The 22,836-nt window shown below is 39.0% G+C and carries 19 protein-coding genes and 2 pseudogenes; 15 read left to right on the top strand and 6 right to left on the bottom strand.

Annotated features, from left to right (window positions below):
• The first annotated feature begins 43 nt into the window (after nucleotides 1–43).
• The 4 genes from glpT to glpK all read left to right on the top strand — a co-directional run bounded on the left by glpT (nucleotide 44) and on the right by glpK (nucleotide 5,240).
• Entirely contained in the window at nucleotides 44–1,486 is a 1,443-nt protein-coding gene (glpT, locus tag AT683_RS01705) for a glycerol-3-phosphate transporter (RefSeq protein WP_005650782.1), read from the top strand.
• A 103-nt stretch (nucleotides 1,487–1,589) separates the two neighbouring features.
• Nucleotides 1,590–2,684, top strand: coding sequence for a glycerophosphodiester phosphodiesterase (gene glpQ, locus AT683_RS01700; RefSeq protein ID WP_005661229.1), 1,095 nt, complete (start codon nucleotides 1,590–1,592; stop codon nucleotides 2,682–2,684).
• Between the two features lie 229 nt (nucleotides 2,685–2,913).
• Nucleotides 2,914–3,708 carry an MIP/aquaporin family protein gene (locus tag AT683_RS01695; RefSeq protein WP_005689987.1) on the top strand — a complete coding sequence of 265 codons (795 nt, stop codon included), beginning with the start codon at nucleotides 2,914–2,916 and terminating at the stop codon, nucleotides 3,706–3,708.
• A 20-nt stretch (nucleotides 3,709–3,728) separates the two neighbouring features.
• Nucleotides 3,729–5,240 carry a glycerol kinase GlpK gene (gene glpK / locus AT683_RS01690; RefSeq protein ID WP_011272170.1) on the top strand — a complete coding sequence of 504 codons (1,512 nt, stop codon included), beginning with the start codon at nucleotides 3,729–3,731 and terminating at the stop codon, nucleotides 5,238–5,240.
• A gap of 83 nt (nucleotides 5,241–5,323) precedes the next feature.
• Here glpK and gpt read toward each other — a convergent pair whose 3' ends face one another.
• Nucleotides 5,324–5,791, bottom strand: coding sequence for a xanthine phosphoribosyltransferase (gene gpt / locus AT683_RS01685; RefSeq protein WP_005632242.1), 468 nt, complete (start codon nucleotides 5,789–5,791; stop codon nucleotides 5,324–5,326).
• A 21-nt stretch (nucleotides 5,792–5,812) separates the two neighbouring features.
• Between gpt and AT683_RS09350 the strand changes: the two are divergent.
• The 3 genes and pseudogenes from AT683_RS09350 to AT683_RS01675 all read left to right on the top strand — a co-directional run.
• A pseudogene (locus AT683_RS09350) lies at nucleotides 5,813–5,950 on the top strand (glycerophosphodiester phosphodiesterase family protein); the annotation flags it as partial.
• A gap of 125 nt (nucleotides 5,951–6,075) precedes the next feature.
• Nucleotides 6,076–6,900, top strand: a complete 825-nt coding sequence (hel, locus tag AT683_RS01680; RefSeq protein ID WP_011272171.1) for a lipoprotein e(P4) — start codon at nucleotides 6,076–6,078, stop codon at nucleotides 6,898–6,900.
• A 178-nt stretch (nucleotides 6,901–7,078) separates the two neighbouring features.
• Nucleotides 7,079–7,762 carry an rRNA large subunit pseudouridine synthase E gene (locus tag AT683_RS01675; protein ID WP_038440417.1) on the top strand — a complete coding sequence of 228 codons (684 nt, stop codon included), beginning with the start codon at nucleotides 7,079–7,081 and terminating at the stop codon, nucleotides 7,760–7,762.
• Between the two features lie 44 nt (nucleotides 7,763–7,806).
• On the opposite strand, the pseudogene ppx reads toward AT683_RS01675, so the two are convergent.
• From ppx to rraB, 5 genes and pseudogenes are all read right to left on the bottom strand, one after another.
• Nucleotides 7,807–8,859: pseudogene (ppx, locus tag AT683_RS01670) on the bottom strand (exopolyphosphatase); the annotation flags it as partial.
• A gap of 7 nt (nucleotides 8,860–8,866) precedes the next feature.
• A complete protein-coding gene (gene tamB / locus AT683_RS01665; protein WP_011272173.1) occupies nucleotides 8,867–12,751 on the bottom strand; it encodes an autotransporter assembly complex protein TamB in 3,885 nt (1,294 codons plus the stop codon).
• 9 nt (nucleotides 12,752–12,760) lie between these two features.
• Entirely contained in the window at nucleotides 12,761–14,497 is a 1,737-nt protein-coding gene (gene tamA, locus AT683_RS01660) for an autotransporter assembly complex protein TamA (protein ID WP_011272174.1), read from the bottom strand.
• 150 nt (nucleotides 14,498–14,647) lie between these two features.
• The gene (gene slyD, locus AT683_RS01655; protein WP_005650761.1) at nucleotides 14,648–15,208 is read right to left on the bottom strand and encodes a peptidylprolyl isomerase; all 561 of its coding nucleotides are present in this window, start codon (nucleotides 15,206–15,208) and stop codon (nucleotides 14,648–14,650) included.
• Nucleotides 15,209–15,285: 77 nt separating this feature from the next.
• Entirely contained in the window at nucleotides 15,286–15,708 is a 423-nt protein-coding gene (rraB, locus tag AT683_RS01650) for a ribonuclease E inhibitor RraB (protein WP_011272176.1), read from the bottom strand.
• A 108-nt stretch (nucleotides 15,709–15,816) separates the two neighbouring features.
• On the opposite strand from rraB, the gene truD reads away from it, so the two are divergent.
• The 8 genes from truD to AT683_RS01615 all read left to right on the top strand — a co-directional run bounded on the left by truD (nucleotide 15,817) and on the right by AT683_RS01615 (nucleotide 22,724).
• On the top strand, nucleotides 15,817–16,836 hold the full coding sequence (gene truD, locus AT683_RS01645) for a tRNA pseudouridine(13) synthase TruD (protein WP_038440413.1): 1,020 nt from the start codon (nucleotides 15,817–15,819) through the stop codon (nucleotides 16,834–16,836).
• Between the two features lie 9 nt (nucleotides 16,837–16,845).
• Entirely contained in the window at nucleotides 16,846–17,595 is a 750-nt protein-coding gene (gene surE / locus AT683_RS01640) for a 5'/3'-nucleotidase SurE (protein ID WP_050846039.1), read from the top strand.
• Nucleotides 17,596–17,603: 8 nt separating this feature from the next.
• Entirely contained in the window at nucleotides 17,604–18,182 is a 579-nt protein-coding gene (locus AT683_RS01635) for a YqaA family protein (RefSeq protein WP_005654317.1), read from the top strand.
• Between the two features lie 8 nt (nucleotides 18,183–18,190).
• A complete protein-coding gene (locus AT683_RS01630; RefSeq protein WP_005654318.1) occupies nucleotides 18,191–18,376 on the top strand; it encodes a hypothetical protein in 186 nt (61 codons plus the stop codon).
• Nucleotides 18,377–18,410: 34 nt separating this feature from the next.
• On the top strand, nucleotides 18,411–19,622 hold the full coding sequence (gene nlpD / locus AT683_RS01625; RefSeq protein ID WP_038440407.1) for a murein hydrolase activator NlpD: 1,212 nt from the start codon (nucleotides 18,411–18,413) through the stop codon (nucleotides 19,620–19,622).
• 199 nt (nucleotides 19,623–19,821) lie between these two features.
• On the top strand, nucleotides 19,822–19,902 hold the full coding sequence (gene tnaC, locus AT683_RS10030; protein ID WP_074031114.1) for a tryptophanase leader peptide: 81 nt from the start codon (nucleotides 19,822–19,824) through the stop codon (nucleotides 19,900–19,902).
• A gap of 87 nt (nucleotides 19,903–19,989) precedes the next feature.
• The gene (gene tnaA, locus AT683_RS01620; protein WP_038440405.1) at nucleotides 19,990–21,408 is read left to right on the top strand and encodes a tryptophanase; all 1,419 of its coding nucleotides are present in this window, start codon (nucleotides 19,990–19,992) and stop codon (nucleotides 21,406–21,408) included.
• Nucleotides 21,409–21,491: 83 nt separating this feature from the next.
• Complete coding sequence (locus tag AT683_RS01615; RefSeq protein WP_005671879.1) at nucleotides 21,492–22,724, top strand: aromatic amino acid transporter; 1,233 nt, start codon at nucleotides 21,492–21,494, stop codon at nucleotides 22,722–22,724.
• The last annotated feature ends 112 nt before the right edge of the window (nucleotides 22,725–22,836 follow it).

Below are 22,836 nucleotides of genomic sequence, written 5' to 3'. Positions count from 1 at the left end.
GTAAATTTAGATGACACATAATTAAAAAGTTGGAGAAAAAATTATGTTTGGACCATTCAAACCCGCTCCGCATATTGCGGAACTTCCAGCGGAAAAAATTGATTCCACGTATAAACGCTTACGTTGGCAAGTGTTTGCAGGGATCTTCTTCGGTTATGCTGCATATTATTTTGTGCGTGCAAACTTTGACTTAGCACAACCTGGTTTAATTCAAGCTGGCTTGTACTCAAAAGCGGAATTAGGTGTTATCGGCTCAGCGGCTGGTCTTGCTTACGGTTTATCAAAATTCGTTATGGCAGGTATGTCTGACCGTTCTAACCCTCGTGTATTCTTACCATTTGGTTTATTGCTCTCTGGTTTATGTATGACCTTAATGGGTTTATTCCCATGGGCAACTTCAGGCATTGCCATTATGTGGGTAATGATCTTCTTAAATGGTTGGTTCCAAGGTATGGGTTGGCCTCCATGTGGTCGTACTATGGTGCATTGGTGGTCTAAATCTGAACGCGGTACTATCGTGTCAATTTGGAATACGGCACATAATATCGGTGGTATGGTGCCTGGTGCAATGGTGTTATTAGCTAGTGCAATTTTCTTCAGTACTCACGGTATTGAAGCGCAGGCGAAAGATGTTTGGCAACAATCATTATACTTCCCTGGTATTGCTGCGATGATCTTTGCAATTCCTGTGTACTTCGTGATGCGTGATACTCCACAATCTTGTGGTTTACCATCAATCGAAAAATGGCGTAATGACTACCCAGATGACTATAACGAAAAAACTTACGAAAACGATTTAACTGCAAAAGAAATCTTCGTAACTTATGTATTAAAAAACAAATTGTTATGGTATATCGCGATTGCTAATGTGTTCGTCTATTTAATCCGCTACGGTGTATTAAAATGGTCTCCAGTTTACTTGAGTGAAGTGAAACACTTCAACATCAAAGGTACTGCATGGGCATACACAATCTATGAATTAGCAGCGGTTCCAGGTACATTATTATGTGGTTGGGTATCAGATAAAGTGTTTAAAGGTAAACGTGGTTTAACTGGTTTCATCTTTATGATCTTAACCACTGCAGCGGTTGTTGCGTACTGGATGAACCCAGCTACACCAGAAGCAGAGCTTGCAAACTACTCAGCTTGGTATGAAAACCCATATCAATTAACTGATTTCGTATTAATGACCTTAATCGGTTTCTTAATCTACGGTCCTGTAATGTTAATCGGTTTACATGCTCTTGAGCTTGCACCGAAAAAAGCAGCAGGTACTGCAGCAGGTTTCACTGGTTTATTCGGTTACTTAGGTGGTACTGTATCAGCTTCAGCAGTTATTGGTTGGGCAGCTCAACATTACGGATGGGACGGTGGTTTCTACGTAATGATCGGCGGTGGCGTATTAGCGGTGTTATTACTCTTAATCGTAATGGTTGAAGAAGGAAAACACAAAGCGAAATTAGGCGATACTTACGGTACTAAATAATTAGCTTAAAAAAGGCGGTGGGCAAATTGCTTAGTCGCCTTTTTTGTAACTAAAATCTAAAAACTCTATAAAAATTTACCGCACTCTTAAGGAGAAAATACTTATGAAACTTAAAACTTTAGCCCTTTCTTTATTAGCAGCTGGCGTACTAGCAGGTTGTAGCAGCCATTCATCAAATATGGCGAATACCCAAATGAAATCAGACAAAATCATTATTGCTCACCGTGGTGCTAGCGGTTATTTACCAGAGCATACGTTAGAATCTAAAGCACTTGCGTTTGCACAACAGGCTGATTATTTAGAGCAAGATTTAGCAATGACTAAGGATGGTCGTTTAGTGGTTATTCACGATCACTTTTTAGATGGCTTGACTGATGTTGCGAAAAAATTCCCACATCGTCATCGTAAAGATGGCCGTTACTATGTCATCGACTTTACCTTAAAAGAAATTCAAAGTTTAGAAATGACAGAAAACTTTGAAACCAAAGATGGCAAACAAGCGCAAGTTTATCCTAATCGTTTCCCTCTTTGGAAATCACATTTTAGAATTCATACCTTTGAAGATGAAATTGAATTTATCCAAGGCTTAGAAAAATCCACTGGCAAAAAAGTAGGGATTTATCCAGAAATCAAAGCACCTTGGTTCCACCATCAAAATGGTAAAGATATTGCTGCTGAAACGCTCAAAGTGTTAAAAAAATATGGCTATGATAAGAAAACCGATATGGTTTACTTACAAACTTTCGATTTTAATGAATTAAAACGTATCAAAACGGAATTACTTCCACAAATGGGAATGGATTTGAAATTAGTTCAATTAATTGCTTATACAGATTGGAAAGAAACACAAGAAAAAGACCCAAAGGGTTATTGGGTAAACTATAATTACGATTGGATGTTTAAACCTGGTGCAATGGCAGAAGTGGTTAAATATGCCGATGGTGTTGGCCCAGGTTGGTATATGTTAGTTAATAAAGAAGAATCCAAACCTGATAATATTGTGTACACTCCGTTGGTAAAAGAACTTGCACAATATAATGTGGAAGTGCATCCTTACACCGTGCGTAAAGATGCACTGCCCGAGTTTTTCACAGACGTAAATCAAATGTATGATGCCTTATTGAATAAATCAGGGGCAACAGGTGTATTTACTGATTTCCCAGATACTGGCGTGGAATTCTTAAAAGGAATAAAATAATATCCCTCACAACCGTGGGTAAACATACCCACGGTTAACTAGGTTTCTATATCGTAGAAACTAAAAATCTACTCTAACAGAGTAACATCATAATCAATCTAGGTGTTCTAACCTAGAATTCAAATAAGGAGGCTATTTCAAAACACTCCGTATTCTTTTTTAATAAATTCTCTTCCCTTTACTTAGGGAAAACACTCTTCATTTCAACCGCACTTCTAAGGAGTGATCTATGGATAAATCATTAAAAGCGAACTGTATTGGCGAGTTTTTAGGTACAGCCTTATTGATTTTCTTTGGTGTGGGCTGCGTTGCAGCACTAAAAGTAGCAGGCGCTAGTTTTGGCTTGTGGGAAATCAGCATTATGTGGGGGATGGGCGTTGCACTTGCAGTATATGCAACAGCGGGTTTATCTGGCGCACATTTAAACCCTGCAGTAACCATTGCCCTTTGGAAATTTGCTTGCTTTGATGGCAAAAAAGTAATTCCTTACATCATTTCACAAATGCTCGGCGCATTCTTTGCTGCCGCATTAGTTTATGCCTTATACCGCAATGTTTTTATCGATTATGAAACAGTCCACAATATTGTTCGTGGTACACAAGAAAGTTTAAGCCTTGCGGGTACATTCTCCACTTATCCTCATCCAAGTTTAAGCATTGGTGGCGCCTTTGCTGTGGAATTCGTGATTACTGCAATTCTTATGGCATTAATTATGGCATTAACTGACGATGGAAACGGAGTACCTCGTGGTCCGCTTGCCCCATTATTAATCGGTATCTTGATAGCCGTTATTGGTGGTGCTATGGGACCATTAACTGGTTTTGCCATGAATCCAGCACGTGACTTCGGACCAAAATTCTTTGCTTATCTCGCTGGCTGGGGCGAACTCGCTTTAACTGGCGGACGCGAAATCCCTTATTTTATCGTTCCAATGGTTGCACCTGTTTTAGGCGCATTAGCTGGTGCATGGTTATACAAAAAAGCAATTGGCGGCAATTTACCTTGTAATTGCGGCTGCGAATAATTATTTGAAGGAGTAATACTATGACAGACAAAAAATACATCATTGCATTAGACCAAGGCACAACAAGCTCTCGCGCAGTATTATTAGATCATAATGCGAATGTGGTTGAAATTGCACAACGTGAATTTACCCAAATCTACCCTCGAGCTGGTTGGGTAGAACATAACCCAATGGAAATTTGGGCAACTCAAAGCTCAACCTTAAACGAAGTCGTTGCAAAAGCGGGCATTACATCTGATGAAATCGCTGCTATCGGTATCACCAACCAACGTGAAACCACCATTGTATGGGAAAAATCAACCGGTACACCTGTTTACAACGCGATCGTTTGGCAATGCCGCCGTACTGCAGACATTACCGATAAATTAAAAGCCGATGGCCATGAAGAATATATTCGTAATACCACAGGCTTAGTGGTTGACCCTTACTTCTCTGGTACAAAAGTAAAATGGATTTTGGATAACGTTGAAGGCGCACGAGAAAAAGCTGAACGAGGCGAATTATTATTTGGTACCGTTGATACTTGGCTTGTATGGAAATTGACTCAAGGCCGAGTGCACGTAACCGATTATACCAACGCATCTCGTACCATGTTATTTAACATCCATACTAAACAATGGGATGACAAGATGCTTGAAATCTTGAATATTCCTCGTTCAATATTACCTGAAGTACGTAATTCTTCTGAAATTTACGGCCAAACCAATATCGGTGGTAAAGGTGGTGTGCGTATTCCTGTTGCAGGGATTGCTGGTGACCAACAAGCCGCTCTTTACGGACATCTTTGCGTACATGCAGGCCAAGCCAAAAACACTTACGGCACAGGTTGCTTTATGTTACTCCACACGGGTAACAAAGCTATTACATCCAAAAATGGACTACTCACAACCATTGCTTGTAATGCAAAAGGCGAACCAGAATATGCCTTAGAAGGTTCAGTATTTATCGCGGGTGCATCAATCCAATGGCTCCGTGATGAACTCAAAACTGTTCACGATAGTTTTGACTCTGAATACTTTGCACAAAAAGTGACTGATAGTAATGGCGTATATGTTGTTCCAGCTTTCACAGGCTTAGGTGCACCATATTGGGATCCATATGCGCGCGGTGCGATTTTTGGTCTTTCTCGCGGTGCAAACTGTAATCATATTGTTCGAGCAACCTTACAATCTATTGCTTACCAAACCCGTGATGTCTTAGAGGCTATGCAATCAGATTCGGGTGAACGATTACAATATCTCCGTGTAGATGGTGGTGCGACAAACAATAACTTCTTAATGCAATTCCAAGCTGACATTTTAGATGTAAATGTAGAGCGCCCAGTTGTGAAAGAAGTGACCGCTCTAGGTGCAGCTTATCTTGCTGGTTTAGCAACAGGCTTCTGGAAAGATTTAGACGAGCTTCGCGATAAAGCCCGTGTAGAACGCACTTTCAGCCCAGACAGCGACAATGAAAAACGTGAACGTCGCTACAAAGGCTGGAAAAAAGCAGTTAAACGCTCATTAGAATGGGCAAAAGAAGATGAAGAATAATTTATAAATTAATTCTCATACAAAAAGAGCGGTCAAAACTTCTTTTATTTTGACCGCTCTTTTATTCTGTATCTGTATAAAAATTATTTTCTAGAGAGAGGTGGAACAAAGGTTAAACCTAAATCCCAAGGTTGCTCAATCCAAGTATTTTGTGGAATATCAATTACGTAATCATCCACTAATTCCGCACCTGCAGGTTTTGCAAATACAGTGACAAATTTTGCATTAGGGTACATTTGACGAATCGCACGCGCAGTATTACCCGTATCAACTAAATCATCTACCACGATAAATCCTTCGCCACCATTTGGCACTTGGGCTGCATGAAGAACTTGTAGTTCTCCCTGGTTGTTATGATCGTGATAACTTGCGATACAAACGGTTTCAATATGACGAAGACCCAATTCACGAGCCAATACAGCCGCTGGAAATAAACCACCGCGACTCACCGCAATAATACCTTTCCATTGAGAAGCTGGAAGTAAACGTTCTGATAATTTTCGGGCATGCATTTGAAACATATCCCAAGTTACCACATATTTTTCGCTCATAATTGCACCTTAGTTTAAATTTTGCGTAAAGATGCACTACCCGCGTTTTTCACAGACGTAAATCAAATGTATGATGCCTTATTGAATAAATCAGGGGTAACAGGTGTATTTACTGATTTCCCAGATACTTGCGTGGAATTCTTAAAAGGAATAAAATAATTTCTATTATAACCGTAGGTAAGTTTACTTACGGTTATTAATGCCGTCTATGATGAAATTATCTTTTCAATTGAAAAGTGTTTTTCAGAAAGACTTACTATATCCTTAATGAATAGGAACATAATATGAAAACAACGTTAAAAATGACCGCACTTACGGCTCTTTCTGCTCTTGTCTTAGCTGGCTGTGGTGCACACCAAATGAAATCAGAAGAACAAGCAAATATGCAATTACAACAACAAGCTGTTCTTGGCTTAAACTGGATGCAAGATTCTGGCGAATATAAAGCATTAGCTTATCAAGCGTACAATGCGGCAAAAGTTGCATTTGATCACGCAAAAGTGGCAAAAGGTAAGAAAAAAGCGGTTGTGGCTGATTTAGATGAAACTATGTTAGACAACAGCCCTTATGCTGGCTGGCAAGTTCAAAATAACAAACCATTCGATGGTAAAGATTGGACTCGTTGGGTAGACGCACGTCAATCTCGTGCCGTTCCGGGTGCGGTAGAATTTAATAATTATGTAAACAGCCACAAAGGTAAAGTGTTCTACGTAACAAACCGCAAAGACAGCTCTGAAAAAGCAGGCACTATTGATGATATGAAACGCTTAGGTTTCAATGGCGTGGAAGAATCTGCATTTTATTTGAAAAAAGACAAATCAGCTAAAGCGGCTCGTTTTGCAGAAATTGAAAAACAAGGCTATGAAATCGTACTTTATGTAGGCGATAACTTAGATGACTTCGGTAATACCGTATATGGCAAATTAAACGCTGACCGCCGTGCATTCGTTGATCAAAACCAAGGCAAATTTGGTAAAACTTTCATCATGTTACCTAACGCAAACTACGGTGGCTGGGAAGGCGGTTTAGCTGAAGGGTATTTCAAAAAAGATACACAAGGCCAAATCAAAGCTCGTTTAGATGCAGTACAAGCTTGGGATGGCAAATAATTTTCCATTAAAAAGATCGATTTAAATATCGATTCTAAAAATTTAGTTTGGGGGCTAAGCTCAGTTTTTTACTGGCTTAGCCTTTTTAGTTTTTCAGGTTCACTCAAGTAATCATCATTACTACAGGCCGAAGTTTTGTTATGATGTTACAAATCTTTCAAAATAGAAATCTAATTCAATGAAGAAAAATTTTTCGGCAGGAAAATTGCCGTCTAAAGGAAAAAGTGCGGTTAATTTTCACCGCACTTTTAAGCCAAAATCAAAACCTAAAACGTTGTCATTGGATGAAACCAAAGCTGTGTTATTCAATAAACCTTTTGATGTACTCACGCAATTTACCGACGAACAAGGGCGCGCCACTTTAAAAGATTTTATCTCAATTCCAAATGTTTATGCGGCAGGTCGATTAGATAGAGACAGTGAAGGGTTACTGATTTTAACCAATAATGGCGAATTACAACATCGTTTGGCAGATCCAAAATTTAAAACAGAAAAAACTTATTGGGTGCAAGTGGAAGGTATCCCTGAAGAAACCGATTTAGCACAACTCAGAAAGGGTGTAGAACTCAAAGATGGTATGACTAAACAGGCTCAAGTGCGGTTAATTTCAGAGCCAAATTTATGGGAACGCAATCCACCTATCCGAGAACGGAAAAATATTCCCACAAGCTGGTTAGAAATTAAGATTAGTGAAGGGCGCAACCGCCAAGTGCGGAGAATGACTGCGCATATTGGTTTCCCCACTTTACGATTAGTGAGAGTGAGTATGGGCTCATTATCTATTAATGGATTAGAAAATGGCTCATTTAGATTATTATCATTGGATGAAATAAAAGCGTTATTTCAGACCGTCAAATTATAAAAATAGGGCAAGTATTTAGCTTGCCCTAAATTTTTCTCCCATAAATATTGCGCACTGAGTAAATTAGCACTATCCGCAACGCGATGAGCTTGAGCTTGGTCAATATTGAATTGCTCACTTAACCCTCAAGCGGTGCACGCTCGAATATCTGCAACTTGGAAGTTTTTTCTAGGCTATAAATGACGCCTTCGCGCAATGCACCGTCAGAATAGCGCATTTGTTGAATATGAAAAACCTCAAACACTGCACTTAAAATCGCTAAACCGGGTACAAAAACATCCACACGGTCTTGGTTTAAACCGTTAATATTTAGCTCGGTAAAATGCTTGGCTTGTAGTGTTTGTTCAATTAGAGCATTTAATCGCTCGGCTGTAATGGTTCCATTTGGATCGAGATTAGTCGCAATGACTTGCGCAACAGTTTTAATCGTCCCCGATGAGCCGAGCACAGATTGCCAACCTAATTTGCGATATTCAAAGCCTAAATCTTCGATTTTATTGACCGCACTTTGGCGCGCGCGTTGAAAGTTTTCTGGGGAAATGATGCCATCGGTAAAAAAATTGAGTCGCAAAACTCACGCATCCCATATGTCGGCTTTCAGCCATAAGCGGCGTGAAATCATCGCCGATAATCATTTCTGTCGAGCCGCCACCAATATCTATAACAAGCTTTCTGCCTTTTTCTGGCTGAGTATGGCATACGCCAGCGTAGATGGTTTTAGCTTCCGTTTGCCCACTAATAATATTAATGGGATAGGGGAAAACTTTGGCTGCTTGACGTAAAAATTCGTCATTATTCACCGCTCTTCGTAACGTATAAGTGCCAACTACATTGACGTTTTCCATAGGAAAACCTTGTAAACGTTCGGCAAATAAGGCTAAGCAATTCACGCCACGTGTGATAGCCTCTTGATTAAGCACCGCATTTTCATCTAAGCCTTCCGCGAGTTTAACTTTTTGTTTTAAGCGCGAAAGCACTTGGATTGAGCCGTTTACAATACGCGCAACAATCATATGAAAGCTGTTTGAGCCAAGATCAATTGCGGCAATTTCACGTACATTGCCACGATGTTTGGGTTCTAAAATAGCGTCATTCATAACATTCCTAAAATTCAAATTTATAAAGTAAATCAAACACTTGGTTTGTGCTAGAAACGGATTGAAAATAAAGCTGTGGCATTAGGCGATAACGTAATGTAACTTCTGCTAACCCATCAAATAAACCTACGCCATATTTTATTTGTAAGCGATTGGTAATATTGCCACTTACTGTAACCTTAGATTTATCGCCCACGCCAGATGTACCAAGGTTTAAGTCTTGAATACCAAAAACTTCGCCAATACTGCCCACTAATTTACCGCTCTTTGAAATGCCTAAACCAATTAATGCTGCACCAACTGATCCCGTTGAACCCACTTCTCCACTACTTTCTAACGAACGACCTGTTAATAAATAAGAAAGTGCTTGATCTTGTGGTTTGCTTGGTTCACTGAAAATAGTGACTTCTGGGCTATCGGCTATGCCAATCACTCTCACTCCAGCAGTAATTTTGCTGTCTTCCATTGTTTCAGGATTACGAATAGCCTCAATATTCAACGTAGGTTGTGCCGCTTGCCCAGAAAAACTAATAAGCCCTTTACGAATGAGTAAATCTTGTCCGAAAGAAGCATAGCGACCTTTGGTTAAATTGATTTGCCCGAATAAACCTAAATTGCCTTTGTCTTGTTTCACAGAAAGTAAACCATCAAGATTGGTTTTTAAGCCATAGGCATCAAGGCTGACGTCTTTACCAATATTGATGCGTAAATCAGAGCGAATATCCATTCCTGATTTCGTTTTTGCGGCAAATTCACGTTTAATCAGTTCTTCTTTGCTCTTGTGCGGGCCGTTTAAAATCACTTCATCTTCGCTGACTGGCTCAGCAGTATCTGGCAGACTGTCAATTTTAATACGTGCCCAAGGAATATCCACTGTTCCGCTTAAATTCAATTCCTTAGGATTGGCTTTTATCGTGATATCTGGACTGAAACGTAGCTTCGCCATAGATGGAATATCCACGTTGAAATTATTTGCTTGTGCATTCAATTCTGTCGTCCAATGTTCAATATTCGCCCAGTTTGCACGTCCAGTTAAGTTTAAGTGACTATCTACTGTTTCGATTTTCCCTTGCAATGTTGAACGGTTACCATTAAAGCGTAGGGCAATATCGCCATCTGTAATATTGACTGGCATAGATTTCAATTTGGTACGAATATTACGAATATTGAAGTCACCATTTAATAATGGTTTCTCTAAATTCCCGCCGAAACTCAACTTCGAGACTACCTTACCATTCACTGATTCACCGCTAGTAAGTAGCTGATTTGCGATCGACAAGTTTAATCGTTCTATCGCAAGGGTTCCGCCAAGTTGGCGAGTTTTAACAAAATCATTTAAACGAATATCGCCTACAATTCTGCCTTGATTATGCAAATTGATGTCTGTTTTTAAAACCAAATTATTATTTTGAATGTCGGCATTAAGGGTTAATTTTGGAATATCTAATTTAAACGTGCGGTAATCCAATTTTTGAGAGAAAGCTAAATGATTGCCATCTACTTTTGTGCTAAATTGGAATGGTTTATCCGTAAACCAAGCCACATTACCTTGCGCTTGCAAGTTTCCTTTGAGGCTATCTTGTTCGATAAGTTTATTCATTAAATCCAAATTAACACGTTTGAATTGGAAAGGGATATTACCTTGCTTGCCTGCATTGAATGCTTGTGGGAAACATAATTCTATATCTGTGTTTTGCCAGCAATGTGCGGCAATATTGGCTTGTGTTTGTTTGTTATCGTAAGACACCGCAATAGCTTGGTTAGATTTTACATCGCCAATTGGGGTTTCAAATTTTGCTTGGGAAAGTGTGCCTTTCCACTGTTCCAAAGTGCGGTCAAAATGGCCGTTAATTTGTAAATTTGCAGCAACAGGCTCGCCTTGAGATTTTAGGATTAATTTGTGATTTTGTTCATCGCCTGATAAATCAAGATCAAGTAAATGGAGTTTAATATTTTCGCCATAATGAAGTTGTTCTGATTTAATATTCAATTTTCCACTCGAGAGTGGGGTATTGTTTATATGACCTTTTATACTTGCTTTAGCTAACTGAAAACCTTGTAAATGTAAATTGGATGAAGTTAAATCAAGATCAAGATTAGGTGTCGTAATTTGACCAGAAATCGCTACTCGCCCTTTTAAATCTGACCATAAACCACGTAAATTTGGTGCATCTATATCTAGCACAAAATCAGAATGATCATCTAATACGCCACTGGCTTTAAGATAATTTTCGCCATATCTAATCTGTAAATCAGGCACGGTTAGAAGTACATTTTGATTAAGCGTTGCAGAACCTTTCAAGCTAATTGGTTTTGCAGACAATATTCCATTTAAATCAGCTGTAGGCACTTCCACTTGCCAACCTTGAGAGTCCGCAAAACCGCGAGAATGTAATTTACCCGATAATATGGCAGGCATAACTGGAACAAAAAAACCAATATTCATTTTTTCTAAATCGGCTTGAATATCCCAGTTTGCACCATTTTTCCAATTTGCATTACCCACAAATTCACTTTTACCGTCTAATGAAGCTATCCCCAATTTATTTACGGTTATTTCATAAAGTTTGCCGTCGGCATTAAAGTCTACTTGAGATGCGGGAATATAATTCATTCCTGCCACATTGCCCTTAAATTCGGCGTGATAATTCAGTAAATCCCCCGTGAGTTTAAGCGTCACATCATTAATTTTGAGTGGCGTCATTGTGTTTACAAAAGTGTATTGTCCTTTTGCCACGTTTAATGTGAGGTTTAAGGGCATTTTATCTTGTGCTAATTGCACGTTGCCATTCAGTTCAGCATCTAATACGCCTTTTGTTTTCACAGAAAGTGCGGTGGATTTTTTCAATGATCCCGAAAGCGTAAGATCCACATCACTCTCTGGCAGAATTTCTTTTCCAGCGGATTTCAACGGCTCCAAATGGGATTTTAAAGTTAAATCTAGCGGCATATCGCCATCGAGTTGTAATTTACCTTGTGAAGAAAGATTACCCAACGAGCTTTCTACCGCTAATTTTTGTAATTGCAGTTGGTTATCGACGGTATCCGCCTGTGCAATTAAACTAGACATTTCAACAGATTGAAGCGTTTCGTCTTTTTCATTCACTGCTTGATACTGCCAGTTTTTGCCTGAAATTTCAGGAATATGTAAATCAAAAGGAAGAATTATGTCTGATACATTGCCTAAAAAAGCAGGCGTTAAAGATTGCTCAATCGCAGCCCAATCTACAGGTTTATTCGGCTGTTTGGCTTTCAGCTCAGGTTTACCTTCGGGCAATTTTTTTGCAATCACTGAAATATCGTTAATTTCAGTCGGCGCAATAGTTAAGCCTTTTTCATTATTTAAACTTACCGCACTTTTAAAATTTCCAAGCGTAATATTAGTCTGATCAATGTTTACAGATAAATCTTGCACCACCAAATTTTCTGCATTGATACTAATTGGCAAGGAAATACGCTTCATTGAGCCAGACTTTGAATTATCAGGTGCCGATGGAGGCAATAATGCAGTATTAATCGCAATGGTCGGTTTATTTAAGGTGAAGTCTCGTAAACAAACTTCACGTGAAAGCAAACAACCAAAATCGAGCTGTAAACGTGCTTGTGCAATATGTGTCTCAATCCCAGCGGTTTGATAACGAACATTCTTTAACACCAAGCCATTTTGTAATCCGCCTTCAATTTGCTCAACGGAAAAACTATCAAGCATTTTATCGACAAGTTGAATTAAACCTCTTTGCCCCGCATCGAAAGAAAGCACTCCAGCAACACCTAAAACAGGTATAAAAATGACCGCACTTCCGATACAAACAGCCTTGCGTACCCAATGTTTTTTATTAGGTTTCTCAGGTAATTTTGGTGAAGTTTCTGATGGTTGTAGTTGTTCTGTCATAAATTCACCTTAAATTTCTGTACCAAGTCCAATGTAAAATTGAATATTTTTGCTGTTATCTTTATCACGAATGGGTGTGGCAATATCAAATTTAATCGCACCAACTGGCGATGCCCAACGCACACCAACGCCTGCACCATAACGCAATTCTTTTGCCGTGTAATTATCGGCAGCTAATCCACTATCTGCAAAAGTTGCCGCCCACCAATTTGGATAGACTTGATATTGATATTCTAAAGAAGCGGTAAGCAATCGCGAACCACCAACTAATTTTCCGTTTTTATTTTTAGGCGCAATTTTTTTATAGCCGTAACCGCGCACACTACGATCGCCACCAGCAAAGAAACGCAGTGTAGGCGGAATTTTTTCAATACCTTTTGTATGTAAATACCCGATTTCAGCACGAGCAACGATACGATGATTTTCTGCATAAGTACGAACCCACGCGCTAGATGCTTGCACTTTTATAAAAGAAGATTCTGATAGCCAAATTCGTTTGCTTAAATCAAAAGTAATTTTTTGCACATCGCCCCAAGTGGCAAAGGAACCACCACGTAATCGAGTACGAGTAAATCCAACAGTTGGATAAAGAAGTAAGGTTTTATCAGTGATATCCGCTTGTGTAAAACTGTCGTATCGCGTACGAAGTCCGCCAAAATATTGCCAACCATGCGCATTATTCCAATAACGTAACGCTGACAACGTAAGCACTCTCGTATTGGTATCGTTCTCTTTTTCCCCTTCCCAACCGACGGCAAAATCATAGTAATAATTTAATGGATTTTTAAGCAGTGGCATTCGATAAGTTGCCTCTAGAGTTTGTTTTGGTGCAGAGAGATAAAGATTTGAACGCAAACTATGTCCACGGCTATTAATCCAAGGTTTTGTCCAGCCTATTTGTCCGTGAACGCCGCCATCAGTAGCAAAGCCCACACCGAGTTCCATCGCATTTTTTTTACGTGGATAAAGAATGATTTCTATATCTACCGTTTTACTTTTATGATTGATATTAGGCTGAACTAATACTGAGCTAAACCAATTTGAAGATGAAAAATCGCTGGTTAAATCCGACAAATTATTCATTAAATACGGATCACCAGATTTGATGTTAAGAATATTATTTAAGTAATCATCCCGAATTTGTGAATGGCTAAAAGTAATATTGCCATAATGATAACGGACACCACTATCAAATAACATTCGCCACCATGCTTGATGGGTTTCAGGGCTGATTTCTAAACGTGAAATTTTAAAGTTCCCATCAAAATACCCACGATTTAATGCCAAGCGTGAAATCGCTGTTTTGTAATCATCGTAAGTTTGGTGCTCAACCAAAACGCCATCTTTCGGTAAGTTTTTACGCAATGCATTAAAATTTTCATCTTGTGCGGCTTCCCCCTCAATTTGCACATCAGTCCCCGCAATTTTTGTTGGCTCGCCTGGTGTAACATGAGCAATCAATAAATCGCGTTTGCCTTGACGCTGTTTTCGTTCAAAACGCACGGAAGATTCATAATAACCAAACACACGCAAACCACGATCCACGGCTTTGGTTACCAAATGTTGATAGCGTTCGGAGCCATCCATTTCTTCTTTATTAATCAAATTAACATTGAGATCTGTATTACGCACAGCACGGAAACCACGAATGCCTTGAACTTCAATATCAACAGTTTGTTCAGCAAATGCGGGAAAGCAACTTAATGCTAAAAAAAGTGCGGTGAGTTTTAGCGATTTTTTCTTCATTTTAAGGGGTTAAAATTTTCTAAGTAAATTGCACTATAGTCTACCGAGAAGTTCGTTAGGATCCAATATTTTCAGTGCATTTTGTCGGTTTTTTCATAAAAAATACCGCACTTCATTGCCAAAGTGCGGTAAATTTTTGAGCTGTTTTAATTAGTGACCGCCGCAACCACAGCTGCCGTGATTATGTTCGTGATGATGACCACCACAGCCACAACCGTGACCTTCTTCGTCATCATCGTGGCTGTGTGCACCGTGAACGTGGCCGTGAGCAATTTCTTCTAACGTTGCTTCACGTGCTGCAACAACTTCAACCGTGAAATGTAATTCTTGCCCCGCTAACATATGGTTTCCATCAACTACAACTTCATCGCCATCGATTTCAGTAATCACCACTGGAACTGGGCCAATGTCAGTATCCGCTAAGAAACGCATACCGACTTCAAGTTCATCAACACCTTGGAATACATCTTTTGGTACACGTTGAACCATATTTTCGCTGTACGCACCATAACCTTCTTCAGGTTGTACACGTACTTCAAATTTGTCGCCAACTTCTTTACCTTCAAGTGCTTTTTCAAGACCGACTACTAAATTATTGTGACCTTGTAAATATTCTAGTGGTTGATTTGCTGGAGCTTCATCTACCAATACGCCATCTTGTGTGCGAACTTGGTAAGAAATGCTCACCACTACATTTTTTTCTACTTTCATTATGTTTTCCTTATAAAAATCGGTTAAAAAGCCGTATCATTGTAACGAAAATTATTCCACGCGCAAGACTTTACGGATTAATGAACACGAGGCTCTTCTTCATCTTCATCATCAAAAAATTCCCCATCGTCACCGTATTCATCGTCATCGGCATTTGGGTCTTCAAAATAGGTGCCCCAACCATCATAAATGCCTTTATGTTTTTCTAACAATGGAAGGATTTGTTTTTGTTGTGCATCGATAATTTCAGCTTTTAATTCTACTTCACTGATGATGTCAAAACAGAAAATTGGTTTACCGTCATCATCTTTAAATTCTTCCGCTTCGGAAACTTCATAGCCCGCTTTAAACGCATCAACCGCAATTTTTTCTAACAAATCAAAATCGTGGTGTGCGATGTGATGCTCAATAATGTAAAGCGCATTTGGATCACTGCCATCATTAAGTAAATCTTCGATAATTTCACGGGTTTCTGCTTGTAATTCAGCCAATTTTGACATAATAAAATCCTTCAACAAGAACAAAAGTGCGGTTATTTTAGTGGATAAATCACCAAAAGTCGCATAGAATTTCGCACAATTATTTTCGATAAAAAAGAACCCTTAACCATGCTCGAACAACTCCCTTATTTGGCATTAAAAACTCCGCCAAAAACCACCGCACTTTTAAAGGCTGAATGCGCGGATTTTATTGTAAAAGAGCATTTAGGCTATGAAATGTCGGGCGATGGAGAGTTTGTTGCATTGTATGTACGAAAAACAGATTGCAACACCTTATTTGTTGGCGAAAAATTAGCTAAATTTGCTGGTGTTTCTGAACGCAATATGGGATATGCAGGGTTGAAAGATCGTCGAGCGGTGACAGAACAATGGTTTTGCTTGCAAATGCCAGGAATGGAAACGCCCGATTTCAGTCAATTTGAATTAGATGGCGTAGAGATTTTAACGGTTACTCGACATAACCGAAAAATTCGCACGGGTAGCCTTGAAGGAAATTATTTCGATATTTTATTACGCGGTGCAGAAGAATCTGATGAGCTTAAAGTGCGGTTAGATTTTGTGGCAAATTTTGGTTTCCCAAATTATTTTACGGAACAACGTTTTGGTCGGGAAGGTCATAACCTCACGCAAGCATTGCGTTGGGCTCAAGGGGAAATCAAGGTAAAAGATCGCAAAAAACGCAGTTTTTATCTTTCCGCCGCGCGCAGTGAAATTTTTAATCTGGTTGTGGCTGCGCGTATTGCAAAGGGCGCAACAAATCAAGTTTTACCAAATGATATTGTGCAATTAGCAGGTTCGCACAGTTGGTTCAAAGCGGATGAAAAAGAAGACTTAACTGCCTTGCAAGTGCGGTTAGAAAATCAAGATATTTTACTCACTGCTCCTTTAATTGGCGAAGATATTTTAGCAGCAAGCGATATTGAAAATGAAATCGTAAATCAACATTCAGCTTTCGATTCTTTAATGAAACAAGAAAGAATGAAAGCAGTGCGTCGCCCATTGTTAATGAAAGCAAAAGGGTTTTCTTGGGCATTTGAGCCAGAAGGCTTGCGTTTAAAATTTTATTTGCCAGCAGGCAGTTATGCCACGGCATTAGTTCGTGAGTTAGTAAATTACACAGAAGAATAAGGAAATATAATGCGAATTTTAGTTAGTAATGATGATGGTTTTCATGCGGAAGGCATTCAAGTTTTAGCAATGGAATTAAGAAAAATTGCAGAAGTCATTATTGTTGCACCCGATCGTAATCGAAGTGCAGCATCAAGCTCGCTCACATTAGTGGAGCCACTTCGCCCACGCCATTTAGACAATGGCGATTATTGTGTGAACGGCACACCAGCAGATTGTGTACATTTAGCGTTAAACGGATTTTTATCTGGCCAAGTAGATTTAGTGGTATCAGGCATTAACGCAGGTTGTAATATGGGCGATGATACGATTTATTCTGGCACTTTGGCTGCTGCCCTTGAGGGGCGTCATTTAGGTTTGCCCGCTATTGCGGTTTCGTTAGATGGTCGTCAGCATTATGAAACAGCAGCACGAGTGGTATGTGATCTTATTCCTAAATTACAGCATCAATTATTAAACCCTCGTGAAGTGATTAACATCAATGTACCAGACTTACCTTTTGAAGAATTAAAAGGATATAAAGTATGTCGATTAGGTTATCGTTCATCTTCCGTTGAAGTGATTAAACAAAGAGATCCGCGTGATGAAACCATTTATTGGATTGGTCCTTCAGCATTACCCGAAGATGAAAGCGAGGGAACAGATTTTTATGCCGTGAAGAATGGCTATGTGTCTATTACGCCAATTCAAGCGGATCTTACCGCGCATCATTCATTGCTTTCTTTACAAAATTGGTTAGATCAGGAATTTACCAAATAGAGAAAAATATGAAAATTTTCGGCACGATGTACGATAAAACGATGGAATGGTCAAAACATCGTTTTGCTGTTTTTTGGCTCTCTTTTGTCAGTTTTATCGAGGCGATATTTTTTCCTATTCCGCCCGATGTGATGTTGATCCCAATGTCTATGTCAAAGCCTAAAAGTGCAGTTAAATTTGCATTTTATACGGCAATTGCTTCTGTCATCGGTGGAGTTATTGGTTATGCAATTGGTTTTTATGCAACGGACTGGGTGGAAAACATTGTACAACAATGGGGATATGCTGTGCATTGGGCAAAAGCCGTCAGTTGGTTTAAGCAATGGGGCGTATTAGTTGTGTTTGTGGCAGGTTTTAGCCCAATTCCTTACAAGGTGTTTACTCTCTGCTCTGGCGTGATGCAAATGGCATTTTTCCCTTTTGTCATCACCGCATTTATTTCACGTTTAGCGCGTTTCTTGCTGGTGGCAAAATTAGCCGCGTGGGGTGGGGAGAAATTCGCAGCAAAATTGCGAAAATCTATTGAGATTATTGGCTGGTCAGTGGTTGTACTGGCTGTCATCGCTTACTTTATACTGAAAAACTAGGATAGAAAATGAACAAATTAAGTCTTGTTTTAGTAGCTGGATTTCTTTTGGTTGGATGTGCATCAGAACCAGTTAAAGATCCAGATGCATTACCAAATGGCATTATGCAACCAGTAGAAGGCACAGGTGCCGTTGCTGGCGGTAGTTTTATGCCAGAAATTCAAAAAAATACGATACCAACACAAATGAAATAAAAATGAAATAATAACGGAACAATAAGGAATAACTATGAACAAATCGTTTCTCTTACTCCCTTTAAGTCTTGTTGTATTATCGGCTTGTACCTCTAATTCTCCTGCACCTATTTCTGATGCAGATGGAAATCTTTCCCCTAGTGTAGTGCAATCTGTAAATGGCAATAATGTAGGTGGTGCTTGGCAACCTGAAATTCAAAAAAATTCATTACCTACAATGGGAAATATGGTCACGCCACAACCAAATTTTCAACCGATTAATCAACAACCAGCAATGCCAACAGCACCTGCGCAACCTGCATTTCAACCCTCTCCGAAAACGGTAGTTAGCACAGTACAAACAAAAACAGTTACCAAAACAATTGCTGATTGTGTAGATGGACAGCATATTAATATCCCACGTAATCCAAATACCAATGCACCAGATTACAGCAAAATTTCAAAAGGCTCTTACAAAGGCAATACCTATAAAGTAAACAAAGGCGATACAATGTTCTTGATTGCTTACTTAGCAGGAATTGATGTAAAAGAATTGGCAGCGTTGAATAACCTATCCGAACCTTATAATTTAAGTTTAGGGCAAGTTTTAAAGATTTCTAATTGTGGCACAAAAACGGTTACTACAACGGTTTCTGTAAAACAACCTGCAGTCACGGCATCAACAGCAATGCCAGCTAAACCAGCCGTCACTTATACTCCGGGTGCAAACGGTACTCAAATAGGATCTGACGGTACTATTATTGGCCCCATTAAATCAGAGGCTGGCATATCGTCTAGTGTATCTGTGGCAACTTCATCAACACAGGTTACATCATCTGTAAATAATGCGAATAGCACACCGATTAATGCAAATGTCGTTGCACCAATCGCCTCAAATGTTGCGTGGCAATGGCCGACTTCAGGTAATATTATTCAAGGTTTCTCAAGCACAGATGGCGGTAACAAAGGGATTGATATTAGCGGTTCACGAGGACAAGCTGTAAAAGCGGCTGCAGCAGGGCGAATAGTGTATGCTGGCAATGCTTTACGTGGTTACGGTAATTTAATCATCATCAAACATAATGATGATTTCTTAAGTGCTTATGCGCATAACGACAAAATTCTTGTCGCTGATCAACAAGAAGTCAAAGCTGGTCAAGACATCGCAAAAATGGGTAGCTCTGGTACAAATACCGTGAAACTCCACTTTGAAATTCGCTACAAAGGCAAATCAGTAGATCCAGTGCGTTATCTACCAAAACGTTAAGATCTCTTTAGAAAGTGCGGTAAAAAATCTCAACAAATTTTTACCGCACTTTTTTATTAAAAATATTCTGTGAGGAGTATCACAAAATCAAAAAATAATAGATGACAATGTTAAATTTTATATTATTCTGATAATGCTTCGTAGTTAGAAGTCAGTGTTAAGTTTTATTAAGTATCTCTTCTCTTAAAAGGAGTTTAATATGCTCAACTTGCTCTCTCCTAACCAAACTTGGGTTCTTGTTGATCCAAGATTATCTTTTTATTTTCCCATAATTTATTAATCCTTTCTTATTAACCATCAACGTGTTTTCATTTTAGAAAATAATTTTTTATTTAAACTAAGCAAATTAATTTTTGGGGATTTTGCTATGGAAAATTTTAAACATTTACCTGAACCTTTCCGCATTCGTGTTATTGAACCAGTAAAAAGAACTACTCGTGAGTATCGTGAACAAGCGATCTTAAAATCAGGCATGAATCCATTTTTATTAGATAGTGAAGATATTTTCATTGACTTACTCACAGATAGCGGTACTGGCGCTGTTACACAAGATATGCAAGCTGCAATGTTACGTGGCGATGAAGCCTATAGTGGCAGTCGCAGTTATTATGCGTTAGCTAAAGCAGTGAAAGATATTTTTGGTTATGAATATACAATTCCTACTCATCAAGGCCGCGGTGCTGAACAAATTTATATTCCAGTATTGATTGCTAAACGTGAACGTGAGAAAGGTTTAGATCGCAGCAAAATGGTGGTTTTCTCTAACTATTTCTTTGATACCACACAAGGACATAGCCAAATTAATGGGGCAACGGTTCGCAATGTTTATATCAAAGAGGCATTTGATACAACAGCAAAACATCCATTTAAGGGTAATTTCGATTTAGAAAAATTAGAAAAAGGCATTCAAGAGGCGGGAGCACATAATGTACCTTACATTGTATGTACCATTACTTGTAACTCTGCGGGTGGTCAGCCGGTTTCTATTGCAAACTTAAAAGGCATGTATGAAATTGCGCGTAAATACGACATTCCAGTCATCATGGATTCAGCTCGTTTTGCAGAAAACGCCTATTTTGTTCAACAACGTGAAGAAGCTTATAAAGACTGGACTATTGAACAAATTACTTACGAAAGCTATCGCTATGCTGATGGTTTAGCGATGTCCGCCAAAAAAGATGCTATGGTGCCAATGGGAGGTATTTTAGCGTTTAAAGATAAATCAATGGAGGAAGTCTATCACGAATGTAGAACGCTTTGTGTTGTGCAAGAAGGGTTCCCTACTTATGGGGGTTTAGAAGGGGGGGCAATGGAACGCTTGGCTGTTGGCTTGCATGATGGTATGCGCCAAGAATGGCTGGCTTATCGTATCGCACAAATTGAATATTTGGTTGCAGGCTTAGAAAAAATTGGTGTGCCTTGCCAACAACCAGGTGGCCACGCAGCGTTCGTAGATGCAGGTAAATTATTACCACATATTCCAGCCGACCAATTCCCAGCACAAGCACTTTCTTGCGAACTTTATAAAGTTGCAGGTATAAGAGCGGTAGAAATTGGCTCATTTTTATTAGGACGAGATCCGAAGACGGGTAAACAACTACCATGTCCAGCGGAGCTTTTACGCTTAACTATACCACGTGCAACTTATACGCAAACGCATATGGATTTCATTATTGAGGCATTCCAAAAAGTGAAAGAAAATGCAGAGAATATTAAGGGTTTAACCTTTACTTATGAACCAAAAGTTCTCCGCCACTTTACGGCACGTTTAAAAGAAGTTGAATAATATCACGAAAAATGCAGTTCATTTTGAACTGCATTTTTTTATCAACAGCTAACTCAATAATTTGTTATTGATAAGGATGTTCTATGAAAAAACAACCTTCCATCTTTGGTGGTGCGTGTATTATTGCTAGTGTTTGTGTTGGGGCAGGAATGCTTGGTTTGCCGACATCTGGCGCGGGTGCTTGGACAATATGGTCAGTATTAGTAATTTGCTTAACAATGATAGTCATGACATTGTCAGGCTGGTTATTACTTGAGGCCTACTCTACTTATGATTTAAGAGCTTCATTTAGTACTGTAACTAAAGATATGCTCGGTTCAACTGTCAATTCTATTAATAATCTTGCGGTATATTTTGTCGGGGGTATTTTACTTTATGCTTATACCACTGCATCTGGCGGTATACTAGAAAACCTTATTAAACCGTGGATTGATTTTGGTTCATCTACATTGGCAATTTGTTCCACTGTATTTGTATTAGTTTTTTCCTTCTTTGTTTGGCACTCCACTCGCATTGTAGACAGAATATCTGTTTTATTGATTGTATGCATGGGTTTTACTTTTATTTTTAGTACTTATGGATTAGCAACTAATATTAGTTTAGACACTTTATTAGATATTGGTGGAAAGGAGACAAATTATGCAAAATATGCGGTAGGAATGTTTCCCGTTGCATTAACATCTTTTGGCTATCATCATTCTGTTTGTACGATGCGAGCTTACTATGGGGAAGAAAAAAAAGCAAAATACGCTATCTTAGGTGGAACAGCAATTGCTCTTACGCTTTATTTACTTTGGATTTTCTCTATTTTTGGCAACTTACCGCGAGATCAATTTGCTCCAGTAATTGCCAGTGATGGTAATTTAGATATTTTACTTAACACATTAGGTGGAGTAATCGAATCTAACACGGTTAAACAAATGATTAATGCCTTTTCTATCGCCGCAATTTTATCATCTTTTATTGGCGTAGGATTAGGCGTATTTGATTATTTGGCTGATTTCTTTAAATTTGATAATTGTAAAATTGGACGAACAAAGTCATGGGCTGTGACTTTCCTACCTCCACTAATTATGTCAATTTTATTTCCATTGGGTTTCTTAAAAGCTATTGGGTATGCTGGTGCGGTAGCTACGATTTGGACAAGTATAATTCCTGCTCTTCTTGCCTATAAATCCCGCAAAATAAATACAGCTGCAACATTCCGAGTGTGTGGTGGAAATGGTTTAATAATCTTTATTGCATTATTTGGTGTTTTTGTAGCTATTTTCCATTTTCTTGCAATGTTTGGCTGCTTACCTTTCTTTAAGTTCTAAGGGGAAAATATCAATTTTAAGTGCGGTAAAAAATCTCAACAAATTTTTACCGCACTTTTTTATCTGGCTTTTTCCCCTTTCGGCACCTAAAATAGCCGCCATAAAACCTATC

It is taken from the genome of Haemophilus influenzae, assembly GCF_001457655.1.
Lineage (GTDB): Bacteria > Pseudomonadota > Gammaproteobacteria > Enterobacterales > Pasteurellaceae > Haemophilus > Haemophilus influenzae.
Note: the sequence above shows the minus strand (reverse complement) of the source record. Positions and strands in the feature narration are given on the sequence as shown.